Below are 15,096 nucleotides of genomic sequence, written 5' to 3'. Positions count from 1 at the left end.
TATCCGTGATTTAAGAATTTATACAGACTATTTGGATGGAACAGTTTCTAGCATTTATGGAGATATTCCCACATACGAGGCTTTTGAAAAACTTGGAAATTTGTCTATACTGACCCCCTCAACCTCACGTCGAGATGTTAGATGTGATTTTGCTTTTATCAGTCATAACTTATAAACTATCAATTTTGTTATTAAATTTCACTTATAGGTGTGATAAACTGTAATTAGTTAAGTATGGGTGGTGAAGTTTTATGATTAAACGTGAACTGTATATGAGCCGTATTCGTCCATTTATTGGAACTGATTTGATTAAGGTTATGACTGGCATACGCCGATGTGGAAAGTCGGTTATGTTGGAGCTGATTCAGCAGGAGATTACAGAATCTGGTGTTAGTTCGACGCAGTTTATTTCAATTAACTTTGAAGATATGTGCTATTCGCATCTTCTAACCGCTCAGGCGCTGAACGACGAGATTGTTAAACGTGCCAAAGAGATTGGTGGTAAGGTTTACCTCTTTTTCGATGAGATTCAGGAGGTTAAAGATTGGGAAAAGTGTATCAATTCTCTACGTGTTTCGCTGGATTGCGATATTTACATTACTGGGTCGAATGCAAAGTTGCTGTCTGGTGAGCTTGTGACTTATTTGGGTGGTAGATATGTGGAGTTTGTGATATATCCTTTTTCTTTTGAGGAGTTTATTGAGTTATATCGCTCTGTTAACCCTGATGCATCTAATCAGCAGTGTTTTAACGAATACCTGCTCGTTGGAGGCATGCCTTATCTTGCGAATCTGCGTTATATAGATGCGCCGTCTAAGCAGTATCTTCATGATTTGTTTAATTCGGTTCAGCTTAAGGATATTGTAAAACGTAATAAAATTCGTGATGTTGATTTGCTTGAACGAATTATTGCTTATGTGATTGTTAATGTTGGAACGACTTTTTCTGCAACGTCTCTTGCAAAGTTTTTAAAAAGCGAGCATCGTATTGTCGCTCCAGAAACGATTTTGAACTATATAAAATACTGTTGTGATGCGTATTTGTTTTATCAGGTTAAGAGAGAGGATTTGCAGGGCAGGCAGGTTCTTTCTTCTAATGAAAAGTATTATATTGCTGATCATGGTATACGCGAGGCTATTTTTGGTGGCAATATGCGAGATATTAATCTCATTTTGGAAAATATTGTCTATTTGGAATTGCTTCGCCGAGGTTATGAAGTGACTGTTGGCAGAATGGGTGACAAAGAAATTGACTTTGTATGCAGTACGCACGGTGAAAAACTATATGTTCAGGTCACTTATTTGCTTGCTTCAGAAGAAACGGTGAGGCGGGAGTTTGGAGTGTATGATGCTATTCGCGATAATTTCCCGAAATACGTTGTTTCTCTCGATGAGTTTGACATGAGCCGGAACGGTATTAAGCACAGGAATATTCGTGATTTCCTTTTATCTGAAGCTTGGTAAAAAGTTGAAAAGTATGATTTAGTATATGTTTTGGATCTGATATGTACCCTCCTTACGGGTCTGTCCAGTAAAGAGGGTACATATCAATTTAGACAAGGGAGTATCTTTTGTTATCTCATTTCTTTTTTGCCAAATTGTGTTATTGCTATCAAAAAAACGAACAAAGATATCGCAATTGCACATGGTAAAAATGGTATAAGATTAAATCCGTTTCCTAATCCTGTTGATGTAACTGCATGCAGAGAGCGGGAAACCATATATCCGCTGTAACAATAAGGATAACCTATCCAAAGTGGAGTATTTGCTATTAATATGCCAGGAATTACAAGAAGTATATTTAATCCAATGGATAACATTGATTTTTCAAAAAGTACAGTAATCGCCCACATGACTATTACGCTTGGAATCATAGTCAAAAACAGATCTAAACACCATTTTAGTAGATACATAATTGGGAGCGTTTCTGTAACTCCTGTGCTTCTGGTTGCAAACAGTCCTGCTATAACGAATACAGCAAAAAATACGACCATTTCCATAAGCAAATAAAATAACAGTACGCAAAATTTTGCAGCAGAAATCGCGTGTCGGCTAACAGGTAGTGCCAGCATTTTAAGTATTCCGTTATTGCTTGTTTCTCGTCCTGCAATCATCACACAAATAACAATCATACTAAGAGGAAGCAAATAGTATGAATAGACTAATGCGCTTTGAATAAACATAGCAGCCCATGCATTTGTATATTCTGGAGTGAAGTATCTATGAAGGCTTGCTACCCCGGATCCAACCACAATTAGTGGGGCAATAAAAATCAAAGGAATAATTTTACTACGCTTTACTTTCTTAAATTCGATTCTAAGAAGTTCAAAAAATCTCATTTTCATAATCTCCTTATTCGTAGTGCAGGTTCTTAGCTGTCCACAATCCAGAACATAAGAACAGAAGTGTTTCAACTATTGATACGGTTACGACCGTAATATTAGGCTGCGCACTCATGGCAACTGCCGGTTTTAACATGACGATAAAAGGTGATGCCATAAAAAGCACTATGTCTGACGAAGCCAATGCCAGGCCGCTTAAAAATCCTGCTACACCAATTCCAAGCGTCACCCACATGTTTTCAAATCGTGATGATACAAAAATCATAAAGGACAATACAGGCATTGACGTAATAAATGAATATGCAGCAAAAGATATAAGAGTACTTACATTAAACGTACCTTGTGGCAAATCTGTTGCACCGATTTTGGCAAGTGCTAAATTTTGTATGCAAATAGCGATTAGTAATAGGACAGTCAGCAGCATAAATTTGCATAGGTACATAGCAGGAACGCTCATGGGTAGCATATGCATCTTTTTTACTGCATTTCCCTTAAATTCCATGTTGTAGATAATGCATGCGGCGACTATTATGCCAAACATGTTTAACACCATAATCATGCCGTAAAGCTGTGTAAGAAGAATATCCATAGGAGCTAAAGGCAGGTTTAATAATGTATTTTTTCGTACAATGAAATTCACAAAAGCGTACGCTGCACCCATAACGCCAATAGCAATCATAAGAGCTATAAAGCCAGTTCTCTTGCATTTTTTTAGTTCGATTACAAGCGTTTTCATAGTCTTGCACTCTGCTTCCTGATCTTATTGTTTTCATCAATCATGGATAGGAACATATCTTCCAATTTGTCGGAAGCAAAACCAGATCGTAATGCATGCTGTCGTAGTTCATCTAAACTACCTTCAAATAACAAGTGTCCGTGATTAAGTATTCCAATATCATCTGCAATAAGCTCAATTTCGGATAGCATATGAGAAGAAATAAGAATCGTGCAATCGTAAAGATATGGCAGCGACTTAATCAGATTTCGGATTTCGTGTATGCCAGATGGATCGAGTCCATTTGTTGGCTCATCTAAAATTAAAATAGGTGGTCTACCAAGCAATGCTCCGGCAAGACCAAGCCTTTGCTTCATGCCAAGCGAATATTTTTTGGCAAGACGGTCTCCAAACTCAGAAAGACCTACTAATTCTAATGCGTCATCAACTGCACGCTTAGGTAGTTCTAAAATGCGGCGTATAATGTCAAGATTTTCTCTACCTGTTAGATTTGCATAGAAAGATGGTGATTCAATAAACGAGCCTATTTCTTTCAAAATAGGTATGCGGTCGGCAGGAAAACGCTTTCCATCGATTGTAAATACACCTTTTGTTGGAGCCGTAAGCCCTAGGAGCATTTTCATTGTTGTAGATTTTCCAGCTCCATTTGGCCCAAGAAAGCCGTAAATGCTACCTTTGCGAATATGAAGTGAAACATCATTAACAGCAATAAATGATTTGTATTTTTTGGTTAAATGTTCTGTTGTAACAATATTGTTCATGGCAATATCTCCTTTCAGGATTTATGATATTGCATCAACCTTTCGACAACATTCTCTTAACCTTACATCTACCTTACATTTTTATGCGAGGTCAAAAAATGAATATTTACATGGCATAATATATATTAGGGGGGCTCTCCATGAATCGGAATGATTATTTATTGAACAAACATCTGCTGCTTGTTGATGATGAGCAGGAACTTCTAGATATGGTTGTATCCATATTAAACGAATACGGTTTTTATAATATAACGACTGCAAAAAGTATAAGAGATGCCGTAGAAGCAACACAAAAAATACGTCCGGAATTAGCAATCCTTGATGTTATGCTCCCCGACGGTAATGGGTTTGAGTTAATGAAGCAGATAAAACAATATAGTGATTGTCCTATTTTATTCCTTACTGCTTGCGGTGAAGATGAAGATAAGTTTAAGGGATTTGACTTAGGAGCAGACGATTATATTGTAAAGCCGTTTCTTCCAAAAGAACTAACGTTTCGCATTATGGCAATTTTAAGACGAAGCTACAAGAGCGAAAATCCCATTGTTAAACTGAAGAATAGTCAGATTGATTTTTCTTCTGCCCAAGTAATAAAAAATAACGAACATATTCCGCTTACAGCCAAAGAATATGATTTACTTTCTGCACTTTATAGAAATGCTGGATGCATTGTGACAATTGATGCACTGTGTGAAGCTGCATGGGGAGCTAATCCTTTTGGATATGAAAATTCTTTAATGGCACATATACGTCGTATCAGAGAAAAAATAGAACTCAATCCATCGCAGCCTGTTTCTTTAGTAACAGTTAAAGGCTTAGGATATAAGCTCATTGTGGAGTAAAGCAGAATGAAAAGCATACCAAAACTAATACAACGCTTTATAAGTATTTTTCTACTAAGCTCTGTGCTTATAGTATTAATGAATGTTATTGCGTTTATTGTACTTATAGGAAATTACGCACCCGGTAAAGAGATGTCTCCTTATAGCATAGCAAAAGAGACGGGAGAAGCGTTGCAATTATCCGCAAGTGGGGATTATGCATTATCAAAAAATATGTCTTCCAAATTGACAAATTCTGGCGCATGGGCAATTTTGATTGATAATAATACGTTGAAAGTCGTATGGAAAACAGAAAATGTCCCTGCAGGTATTCCAAACAACTATACTTTGTCTGATATAGCTAATTTGAGTGCCGGCTACATTGAGGGTTATCCAACTTACACTGGCAAAAATAAGGATGGAGTTGTTGTAGTCGGATTTCCGCACAACAGCTTTTGGAAACATACGCGAGCAAGTTGGAACTACAGTTTAATCTCAAATTTTCCGCAGATTGTTTTAGGCGGATTATTTATCAACGTTTTGGTTATTCTTGGAATTTATTTAATAGCTAATATAAAACTACTAAAATCAATTAATCCGATTACAAAAGGTATACAACGTTTATCTAGTGGAGAAAGCGTGCATATTCCAGAAACAGGAGCGCTTTCAGAAATTTCATCTAACATAAATTCTGCTTCCGATATTTTGCAAATACAAAAAGAACAATTGAGGAAAAGGGAGACAGCAAGAGCGAATTGGATAGCTGGGGTTTCGCATGATATTCGTACGCCGTTATCTATGGTTATGGGGTATGCGGGACAGCTAGAAAATTCTCTCCATATTTCGCAAGAAGATCGTAAAAAAGCGACGATGATTATTAAGCAAAGTGCCAGAATGAAGAATTTGATTAATGACCTTAATCTGGCTTCAAAACTTGAATACAATATGCAACCAATTATGAAAAAAGAAGAAAATGTTGTTGCTGTTGTTAGGCAAGTTGTTGTGGACTTTATGAATATGGGTATGCAAGATGAGTTTTCGATTAAATGGGAAACGGACGCAGAATTTACTGTTTGCAATACTAATGTAGACAAAGATTTATTAAAACGAGCAATATCTAATCTTATTCAGAACAGCATATCTCATAATGAAAACGGGTGTACGATTTATGTATCCGTTGCTGCAAATAATGATAATTGTATTATTTGTGTTGAAGATAACGGTATAGGGGCTTCAGATGAAAAGATCGAAAAGCTTAATCATGCACCGCACTATATGATTTGCGATACAAGTACTGCAGAGCAACGGCATGGTTTGGGTTTGCTGATTGTTCAGCAGATTATTAGATCTCATAACGGAACGGCTGCGATAAGTAAGAGCAAACACGGTGGGCTTAAGGTATCTCTAACGATACCGATTAATTGAATATGGGCAGTAGATGGATGACATCTTTCCCCTTAATTATTGAATTATCCCTTAAAATGCGCTATATTTCAAGGGATAAAACTAGTTGTAAGAAGAAAAGTTTCCTATCGTTGAACTAGTTAGAAAAGCGGCTTTACAAAAACTTGGAAGGTTTACTAAGCAAGATATTATAGAACTTTGCCCATCACTAAGTGTAAGTTCAATTGAAGGAGCGTTAAGAAAACTGATAGCTGAAGGTGAAGTTAAAAGAGAAGGTGTTAAAGTGAAAATAGTTGAGTGTCCGCGTTGCGGTGGAAACGTACAAATTGTTAGAACAGAACAAACAGCTGTGAATGGAGATGTTAACAGAAATCTAAGCGCAAATCTAAGCACAAATGCAAACTCAAATAAAAACGAGTTTGCGGTTACTTTTTGTGGGAGATGCGGATATAAGTTAACCAATGAATATATAGCAATAGCTGATAATCCGCGCGAAGCATGGATATACAGGGAGCTGCATTGTTTATATGGCCTAGAGAGAGGTCAAGGTTTATTAGAAAAAATGGCTCAAACATTGGAGGATTTTGAGAGTCGCAAAATTCTCTTCGAAAAAAGATTCAGTATAAAATTAGCTGATATTCCTCAAATAAAAAATAAAAACACGGTTATGGCGGACAAAGGACTTTACCTATTGAATATACTCATAAACTGTAGTAAACAAAGCAATTTTAGCAGCAAAAAAGTTGCCGGTAAAAACTTAGAGAGTTTGGTAGTTTTCTTGCAAAAAAATAAAGTAACTATGAGCTCATTTAAAGATGAAGTAGTAAATCTTGTTTATTTATACATTTCACTATGCAAATCAAGTAAAAAATACACTTCAGTTTTGTTTGGCTTAGGGAAACGTAAACCTCAATCAGTATTAAATAATATTTGGGATGATTTGCTTGCACTTAAAGAATACTATCTTGAACCAAACTATGATATTGCGTACATGAAATGTGCCGGGGAGGCAATTGTGGCTGCTTTGAATACAAATGAAATTGAGGAACCAATATAGACAAGAAAGCTATATTAAATTTTGGCTACATACGTGACTAGATAAACGAGATTTAGTATAATTATCTCATTTAGTTGCAATAGTTTTAATGTGTTTGTATAAGGAGAAAATTTGTGGAGGACGGCGACAGTATAAGGTTCATTTTAAACAAATTATCATTTGTTCTTAAAGCGGATGTGAGTTATTGGTGGCTTGATATTATAGTCTTAATTATTTTAATTTTGATTAATGGCTTTTTTTCAGCAACGGAATTTTCAATAGTGTCATTGAATAACAACAAAATAAGGAAATTGGCTGAGGAAGGTGATAAGGCTGCAAATAAATTGCTTAAGCTTATAAAGAATCCCAGTAGCTTTCTGGCGACTATTCAAGTAGGCGTGACTTTTGCGGGCTTCTTTTCAGCTGCCTTGGCTTCAGATAAATTTGCCGAACGTTTAGCGGTGATATTTGATCCTTCGGGTCAAGTTCATTGGTTGCGCACGGCCTCAATGGTGATAATTACCGTTGTTCTTTCTTATTTTTCCCTGGTGCTGGGTGAACTCGTGCCTAAACGCTTGGCGATGCATAATCCTGAAGGAATTGCAATTGGGGTAGGCGGAGTTTTAAGTTTCTTTAATATAATTTTGCTGCCTTTTACTAAATTGTTATCTATTTCTACTAATCTGATTTTGCGGCTGATGGGGTTAGACCCTAATTACAGTGAAACTGCCGTTACCGAAGATGAAATTAGGCTGATGGTTGATGCTTCTAACGAAACGGGTAACATTGAGAACACGGAAAAGGAACTTATTGATAATGTTTTTGAATTTAATGATACTGAAGTTTCGGAGATAATGACGCATAGAACAAATGTTGAAGCTCTCCCTTTGGATGCTGACATTGAACAAACTTTAAAAGTTTGTTGTGATGAGCGTTTTAGTCGAATTCCGGTTTATGATGAGAATATTGACGATATTGTAGGCATTCTTCATGTAAAGGATATGCTTAGTTTTATGGCGAAGCACAAAAAGCAGGATTTTGCATTAAAAGATTTAATTCGTCAGCCGTTTGTTACGCCGGAAAAGAAGTCTATTGATGCACTATTTAGAGAGATGCAAAAAAATCATGTGCAGATGGCGATTGTAATAGACGAGTATGGTGGTACCGCGGGTATTATAACCATTGAAGATATCTTGGAAGAGCTGGTAGGAAATATTCAGGATGAATACGATGAGGAAGACGCTGAAATCGTTGCCAACGCCGACGGTTCTTATACAGTCGATGGATTGGCTGCTCCGGATGATGTGAGTGAGCAAATTCCGTGGTTTAAATTGGATAACAGCGAAGATGATTGTGACACCATGGGTGGGTATGTTATTAACTTGCTTGATAGAATTCCTGATGAAGATGAGCATCCAAGCGTGCGTGAAGGTGATGTTAATTTTTATGTAAAGGAAATGGATGAGAAACGAATATCTAAATTAGTTTTAACCCATTTGGGGGAGGCTGAAGAGCAACCTGAAAAACTACCAGAAAAGAGTGATGTTAGTCCTGAAGAAAAATTAAAAGCCATGGAAATAGCGGAATATCAGCAGAAGCTGGAGTCTGTAGATGTAGCTAAAGAACGCAACGATTCAGGAAAATCCGCAAGGGCAAATGAATCCGAAAATGCTGCTGCTAACGTTTCGGATAAAGCGGAAACCCTCGGCAAGTTGGATAATCTGGAGACGGCCGACAAAGCGGATAAGACTGGCAAGCCGGAGAAGGCCGACAAGGCGGAGAAGACTGGCAAACTGGAGAAGGCCGACAAGCCGGAGAAGGCCGGCAAGCCGGAGAAGGCCGACAAAGCGGAGAAGGCCGGCAAACCGGAGAAGGCCGACAAGCTGGAGAAGGCCGGCAAACCGGAGAAGGCCGGCAAGGCGGATAAGACTGGCAAACCGGAGAAGGCCGACAAGGCGGAGAAGGCCGACAAAGCGGAGAATTCCGACAAGGCGGATAACTTTCAAAAGTAGGAAGAGCAGGACGGGTGGCACTTAACTTGGCGAAAATGACTGAAAATGATAAAAATAATAGAAGCTTATAAATCATTTGGTTAATTATTTGTTAACTGAAAAGCTAAGAAAAGCTTTTTTATGAATTGACACGTTCAGATATAATGGGTATGCTTTTTATTGACTTAACCGGCGAGGCCGGAATGGAGAGGTAAAACATGGATTCTAAAAATCAAAAGAAAAATGTTGAAGAGTGGAAGCAAGAAACGCAACGACGTGAGCGTGAGGAGCGTATAGCAGCAATGAAGACTGCTGATGGTGATAAGAAACCGATTAAAAATAGAAAAACGGCAACATCGATAATTTTTCCGGTTATCGCTTGTGTGCTTATAATCGCTGTCTTGGCTTGGGGAACTTTTGCGCTGGGCTTGCCTCAAAAATTTATCTCACCGATGAAGGTCGGGAGCAGATCCGTATCCGCATTAGAGTATAGCTACTTTTATAACTCAACATATCAGCAATATTTGCAATATGCTAAGCGCGGCATCATTGCAAGGGGATCTAACGGTCAGTTTGATATGAATGCCTTGACCGGTATTCCTGAGTATGAGAATCTTACTTGGGGTGAATACTTAGATTCAGTAGTACAAAAGCAAATTCAACGCTTAGAAATTTTACTTGCCGGTGCGGAAGCTAAGGGCGTTACGTTGAGCGCACAGAATAAATTGAAACTCGATAAGCAATTTGACCAGCTGGTTAAGAACTATGGGAATTTGAATGATGTCGAGAATGAACTGGTTAAGGTTTATGGGCGTGGCGTTACTGTTGACGGTTTGCGTAAAATTGTAGGAAAAATAATGCTGGCGGAGCAATATGCCGTAAGCTTGCCGGATACAATTGATGTACCGGCCTCAGATGTTGAAAAATACTACAAGGAACATGAGAGTGAATTTAAACAGGCAACATATCGCAACTTCGTTTTTGCGTTGCCTGAACCTTCTGAAGAGGATAAGAAAGCGGCTCCCGGTGTTTTACAGAAAAAACAGGCCGAAAACATGTCCAAGATGAAGGAAAGTGTAGACATGTTTAAGGCAGCTGTTAAAACTGAGCAGGACTTTATAAATCAGGCTAAGAAATTTGCCAAGGAAAAAGATAAAGCCGCCTACGATGACGCGAAGAAGACTTTGCGTAGTAATGTACCCAGTTCGTCTATTGGTAATAAGCAAATTTCTGATTGGTTGATGGCACCGGAACGCAAGACCGGGGACATTGAAGTTTTTGCCGGACCGAATAACTATCAGGTAATTTATTTCTTAAAGGCAGATAAGGATACTAATAAATATCCTGCGGTCGGACGTATTCTGTTCTCTATGAAGACGGATTCTGAGAAAAAGTCGGCGCAGGATTTAGAGGCGAAGAAAAAGGCCCAAGAAGCTTTGGTGGCTACCGCTGAAAAGGTTTTGCCGGAAATTAAGGATAAGGACAGTTTGGAAGCTGTTGGATCTAAGTTGGCCGAAGATGGTGAAAATGCCAAGGCTTATTGGATTCAGCAACAGACAACCGCTAAGCTGGATCAAGCTTTGGCGGCCTGGATCGATGATCCTGCTCGTAAGCCTGGCGATAAAACTGTGATAAAAACTGAGAAGGGCTGCGAAATTTTGTTCTACGGTGAAAAGGGAACAAAAGAAGCTTGGTATGTAGCTGCGGAGCAAGTTATTAAGAGCGAGCGTTTAAAGGAAGATATTGAGAAGAAGGCTAATGATGCTCAATATAAAGTTCATATAAGCAAAATTGGTATGTGTTTTGTTGATAAGTTAGCTAAGAACACGAAGACGGGTGCTGAGATCATAGAGGCCTCAAAGGCTGCAGCAACCGCTGAAAATAATGCTAAACCTTCGGTTATGCCGTCTGCGTCAGCCGCAAATCCTGCTTCTGATGGAGCTGCCAAGGCTTCTTCGACGGCGGCCGGCGGTAACAATTGAGCTTTGAACAAAATTTTACTAATGTCGGACTGAACAACCTTACTGATGTTTTTGCGGTAAGGTTGTTTTAATGTCTGGTTGAATGGATTGGAAAGGTTAACTACTGTGACGGCACTTAATTATACGATCGATTTTGATAAAAAATATGCTACGCAGGATTGGCTCGGTACTAGGTATAATCCTGAAGCAACTGAATTTCGTCTGTGGGCGCCGACGGCGCAAAAGGTAGAGTTGATAATTTACCGAGGCGGGGATAAGTGTATTTACCCTATGCAGGTTATTAATGAGTATGGTGTTTATTCAACTAAAATATCCGGAGATTTTCTTCGGGCAGAATATGTTTTTTTGATTTGCCACGCAGACGGAACGGAGGTTAGCACTGTTGATCCATATGCCAAGGCGGTTACTGTTAATGGGGAGCGTGGCGTAGTTGCTGATCCGAGGCCTACGGATGTGCCGTGGCCGCAAGCGTTGGTTGGCGGTTCTTTGGTCGGTATGGCGGCTCCGTCACCGTCAGTTTCGGCGGATAAGGCGGTTTCATCTGTTCCGGTGACTATCCCGGTTATTTATGAGTTACATGTGCGAGACTTTTCGATTGCAGAAAATTCGGGAATGGAAAATAAAGGCAAATTTTTGGCGTTGATCGAGAAGGGGTGCCGAGCGGCCGGAGGCGTAGATCAAATAACTGGCCTTGATTACTTGAAGTCGCTTGGGGTTACTCATATTCAATTAATGCCTATCGCAGATTTCAGTTCGGAGTCGGTGGACGAAAGTAACATTAAGGCTAAGTATAACTGGGGCTATGATCCTCAGAATTACAATGCGATTGAAGGCTCGTATGTTGCGGATTTATCTGATCCACTCAGCCGGATACGTGAATTACAGACGGTTATCGATATTTTGCACGAAAATGGCTTAGGGGTAATAATGGATGTTGTATATAACCATGTTTATAAGCCGGCTGATCATCCGTTTGAACAGACAGTGCCGGGATATTATTTCCGTCTAAATCAGGACGGGAGTTTTCATGCTGGTACAGGGGTTGGCAATGAAACGGCTTCTGAGCGTTGGATGATGCGAAAATATATGATTGATTCGATTACCTATTGGGTGCGAACTTTTAAGCTGGACGGACTCAGATTTGATTTAATGGGGACTCATGATTATGGTACTATGAATGAAATTTTGCTGGCGGTAAGGGCGATTAATCCGCACATCATTGTTCTTGGGGAAGGCTGGAACATGCCGATGGCTTTGCCGGAGGATCTACGGGCAACTCAGAGGAACGCATCGAAAATGCCGGGAATAGCGTTTTTTAATGACAATATTCGGCAGCTGATAAAAGGGGGGAGTGATGATGCTTCGAGTGGTTTTGTCAGCGGTGCATTTGGGGCAGAAGTTCAGCTTCTAAACAATATTAGAGGCGGGCAAAATATTGCGGAGCCTTATGTTTCGGCTGGGCAGGTTATTCAATATGTGGCGGCGCATGATAATTTGACGCTTTGGGATAAGCTGAGCAAGAGTCGGCCGGGGGAAAGCGAAGATACTCGTTGTAAGCGGCAAAATTTGGCGAATGCGATTGTTTTGTTGGCATTTGGGACAGCTTTTATCCATGCGGGGCAGGAATTTTGTCGAACTAAGGGGGGCGATTGCAACTCTTACAAATCTTCCGATGCAGTGAATCAGTTTGATTGGGAACGAGTTGCAAAGTTCAGCAATGTTGGCCTGTATTTGCGTGAATTGATAAAAATTAGGCGTAGTATCGGCGAATTTGCACTGACGGATTTTAAGAAAATAAATCATATTTTTAAAACAATTGTTGCTAAAAATGGGCTAATAGGGTATAAGATCCTTTTGAATGCGGGATGTGAGCAAGGCGAATTTTCTGCGTTGTATGTGTTTCATAATGGTCGGGAAGAAGCGGCTGAGGTGTTTTTGGCTGAGGGAATGTACAAAGTCTTGGTGCGTGACCAAAAGGCATCCGTCGATGGCCTGGCTGACCTTGCTGTTGGCGGCGGTGCTGTGAAAATTGAGCCGTTGTCATCTTTGGTGTTGCTTAAACTTTGCCGTGACGATGCCGCGGATGGCGAAGGCGCGGATAAGCTACCTTGGTTTGCTAAAGCGGTCGGCTATGAAATTTTTCCATATAGTTTTTATGATTCGAACAGCGACGGCTATGGTGATTTGAACGGGGTAAGAGCAAAATTACCTTATTTGCAGGAATTGGGGATAAATTTGCTTTGGCTGACGCCGATATATGATTCTCCGCTAGTAGATAGCGGTTATGATATTCGTTGTCATGACAAGATTGCGGAAAAATTGGGGACGATGGAGGATTTTAAGCAGTTGCTCATTGAGGCACATCAGCATGGAATCCGAGTTATAGTCGATCTTGTACTTAATCATACATCTGATGAACATATTTGGTTCAAGGAAGCTATTAAAAGTAAGGATAATCCTTATCACAATTATTACTACTTTTTTGATCCCGTGTATAAAGATGGGAAGCGGTATCCGCCATGCAACTGGAAAGGTTTTTTTAGCGAAAGCGCTTTTACCTATGTGCCGGGGCTGGATCAATATTATTTGCATATTTTTGACAAGAAAATGCCTGACTTGAATTATACTAACCCGGCTGTTTTGCGGGATATGGCGGCGATGGCTCAGCGGTATATTGACATGGGGGTTGACGGTTTCAGACTTGACGCAATATCTCATTTATCGAAAGATTTGAGTTTTTCTGACAGTGTGGGCGAAGCAGATGAGCATGGTTTGGTTTATGATCCAAGTCGGTTTTCCAATCGTCCGAAGTTGTTTGATTATTTGAAAAAATTTAAGGAACTTGTGTTTGCTCCCAATCAAATATTTACGATTGGTGAAGTTGGGGGCGGTTGTTCGCCTGAAGATGCTTTGAAATACGCTGATCGAGATGATGGCTGCATCAATATGGTATTCAATTTTGATACTTGCTGGGAAAACGGCGCATTTTGGTCGATTGACAAGACGGATGCGGAGATTAAGCCGAATGTTGTCAACTTAAAGCGTTTATTCAGGCGGTGGTATGAGGCTTGTCATGACCGGGCTTGGATGCCGGTGTATTGGCTGAATCATGACCATCCGAGGGTGGTGTCGCAATATGGGAATGTCGATCGGCGGTTTGAATCGGCTACAATGTTGGCTACGGTATTATTATTTTTATATGGAACGCCGTTTATTTATCAGGGCGAGGAACTTGGGCTGTCGAATGTGACTTACGATTCTTTGGCGGATTTTACTGATGTCGGGGACGTGAATTTTTTGCGCAGCGAAGGGAATAAATATGGGGAAAAGGAGCTAATTCGTTTTTTGCGGCGAAAGACGAGATTGAGTGCACGCGCTCCTATTCCGTGGTCGAAAAAAATGATTGAAGACTGGAAAAAGCATGCGCCGTTGCCGGTGTATAAGCCTAATTCTCGTGATTTTGCGTTCAATGAGGCTGAACAGGAAGCATCGGCTGTGTCTATCCTGAAGTATTTTAAAGCGGCGATTGGGGTGAGACGGGCGCATACAAAGCTGATCATCAGTGGTATGACGGAATGGCCGGCTTTTGAGGATGAGCGGATTTTTGCCGTGCGGCATCAGTTGGACAGTGAAGATTTGCTTATGGTGGCGAACTTTACGGGGGAAGAGGCGTACTTTGAGCCGGTGCCAGATATTAATTTTTCGGAATACGATATTTTGTTGAATAATTGTCCGAGAGATGAGGCAGCTGGCCGAGGTATAAAGTTTTGTGACGGCAAGCTTAATTTGCCGCCATATGCCGTGTATGTTTTCTACAAAGAGTAGGCTGGTATGGCTGTAAGATTAAGTGAGGAGGGGTGTTCTTGACGGGCCAATCCTCACTTTTTGTTCGTTGCGCAGACGAAATATATGCTAAACAAGTATATGAATATCAGCGTTATTTTCATCGTACGAAAAAATTATCAGTATGAAAGATTATGCGAGCAATTGTAAATAAGTCCTTGCTGAGAACATGTTGTAGTGC

At 39.9% G+C, this 15,096-nt stretch carries 10 protein-coding genes; 7 read left to right on the top strand and 3 right to left on the bottom strand.

Features of this window, described 5'->3' with window-relative positions; genetic code table 11:
* Positions 1-251: 251 nt before the first annotated feature.
* Positions 252-1,463 carry an ATP-binding protein gene (locus HMPREF0868_RS07350; RefSeq protein ID WP_012994108.1) on the top strand — a complete coding sequence of 404 codons (1,212 nt, stop codon included), beginning with the start codon at positions 252-254 and terminating at the stop codon, positions 1,461-1,463.
* Positions 1,464-1,573: 110 nt separating this feature from the next.
* Here the strand turns inward: HMPREF0868_RS07350 and HMPREF0868_RS07345 are convergent, their stop codons facing one another.
* The 3 genes from HMPREF0868_RS07345 to HMPREF0868_RS07335 are packed head-to-tail and all read right to left on the bottom strand — an operon-like array spanning position 1,574 to position 3,838.
* A complete protein-coding gene (locus HMPREF0868_RS07345; RefSeq protein WP_012994107.1) occupies positions 1,574-2,338 on the bottom strand; it encodes an ABC transporter permease in 765 nt (254 codons plus the stop codon).
* 13 nt (positions 2,339-2,351) lie between these two features.
* Positions 2,352-3,077 carry an ABC transporter permease gene (locus tag HMPREF0868_RS07340; protein ID WP_012994106.1) on the bottom strand — a complete coding sequence of 242 codons (726 nt, stop codon included), beginning with the start codon at positions 3,075-3,077 and terminating at the stop codon, positions 2,352-2,354.
* A complete protein-coding gene (locus HMPREF0868_RS07335) occupies positions 3,074-3,838 on the bottom strand; it encodes an ABC transporter ATP-binding protein (protein ID WP_012994105.1) in 765 nt (254 codons plus the stop codon). Before HMPREF0868_RS07335 ends, HMPREF0868_RS07340 begins: the two co-directional genes overlap by 4 nt.
* A gap of 140 nt (positions 3,839-3,978) precedes the next feature.
* Here HMPREF0868_RS07335 and HMPREF0868_RS07330 point away from each other — a divergent pair, with 140 nt between their 5' ends.
* The 6 genes from HMPREF0868_RS07330 (at position 3,979) to pulA (ending at position 14,897) form a co-directional block, all read left to right on the top strand.
* Positions 3,979-4,680: a response regulator transcription factor gene (locus HMPREF0868_RS07330; protein ID WP_012994104.1), complete on the top strand. Its 702-nt coding sequence runs from the start codon at positions 3,979-3,981 to the stop codon at positions 4,678-4,680.
* A gap of 6 nt (positions 4,681-4,686) precedes the next feature.
* Positions 4,687-6,084 carry a sensor histidine kinase gene (locus HMPREF0868_RS07325; RefSeq protein ID WP_012994103.1) on the top strand — a complete coding sequence of 466 codons (1,398 nt, stop codon included), beginning with the start codon at positions 4,687-4,689 and terminating at the stop codon, positions 6,082-6,084.
* 262 nt (positions 6,085-6,346) lie between these two features.
* On the top strand, positions 6,347-7,120 hold the full coding sequence (locus HMPREF0868_RS08440; RefSeq protein ID WP_041705728.1) for a DUF6553 family protein: 774 nt from the start codon (positions 6,347-6,349) through the stop codon (positions 7,118-7,120).
* Positions 7,121-7,233: 113 nt separating this feature from the next.
* A complete protein-coding gene (locus HMPREF0868_RS07315) occupies positions 7,234-9,111 on the top strand; it encodes a hemolysin family protein (protein ID WP_012994101.1) in 1,878 nt (625 codons plus the stop codon).
* A gap of 197 nt (positions 9,112-9,308) precedes the next feature.
* Positions 9,309-11,072, top strand: a complete 1,764-nt coding sequence (locus HMPREF0868_RS07310) for a hypothetical protein (protein WP_012994100.1) — start codon at positions 9,309-9,311, stop codon at positions 11,070-11,072.
* A gap of 105 nt (positions 11,073-11,177) precedes the next feature.
* Positions 11,178-14,897, top strand: a complete 3,720-nt coding sequence (gene pulA / locus HMPREF0868_RS08130; RefSeq protein ID WP_012994099.1) for a type I pullulanase — start codon at positions 11,178-11,180, stop codon at positions 14,895-14,897.
* The last annotated feature ends 199 nt before the right edge of the window (positions 14,898-15,096 follow it).

Source organism: Mageeibacillus indolicus UPII9-5 (assembly GCF_000025225.2).
Lineage (GTDB): Bacteria > Bacillota > Clostridia > Saccharofermentanales > Fastidiosipilaceae > Mageeibacillus > Mageeibacillus indolicus.
Note: the sequence above shows the minus strand (reverse complement) of the source record. Positions and strands in the feature narration are given on the sequence as shown.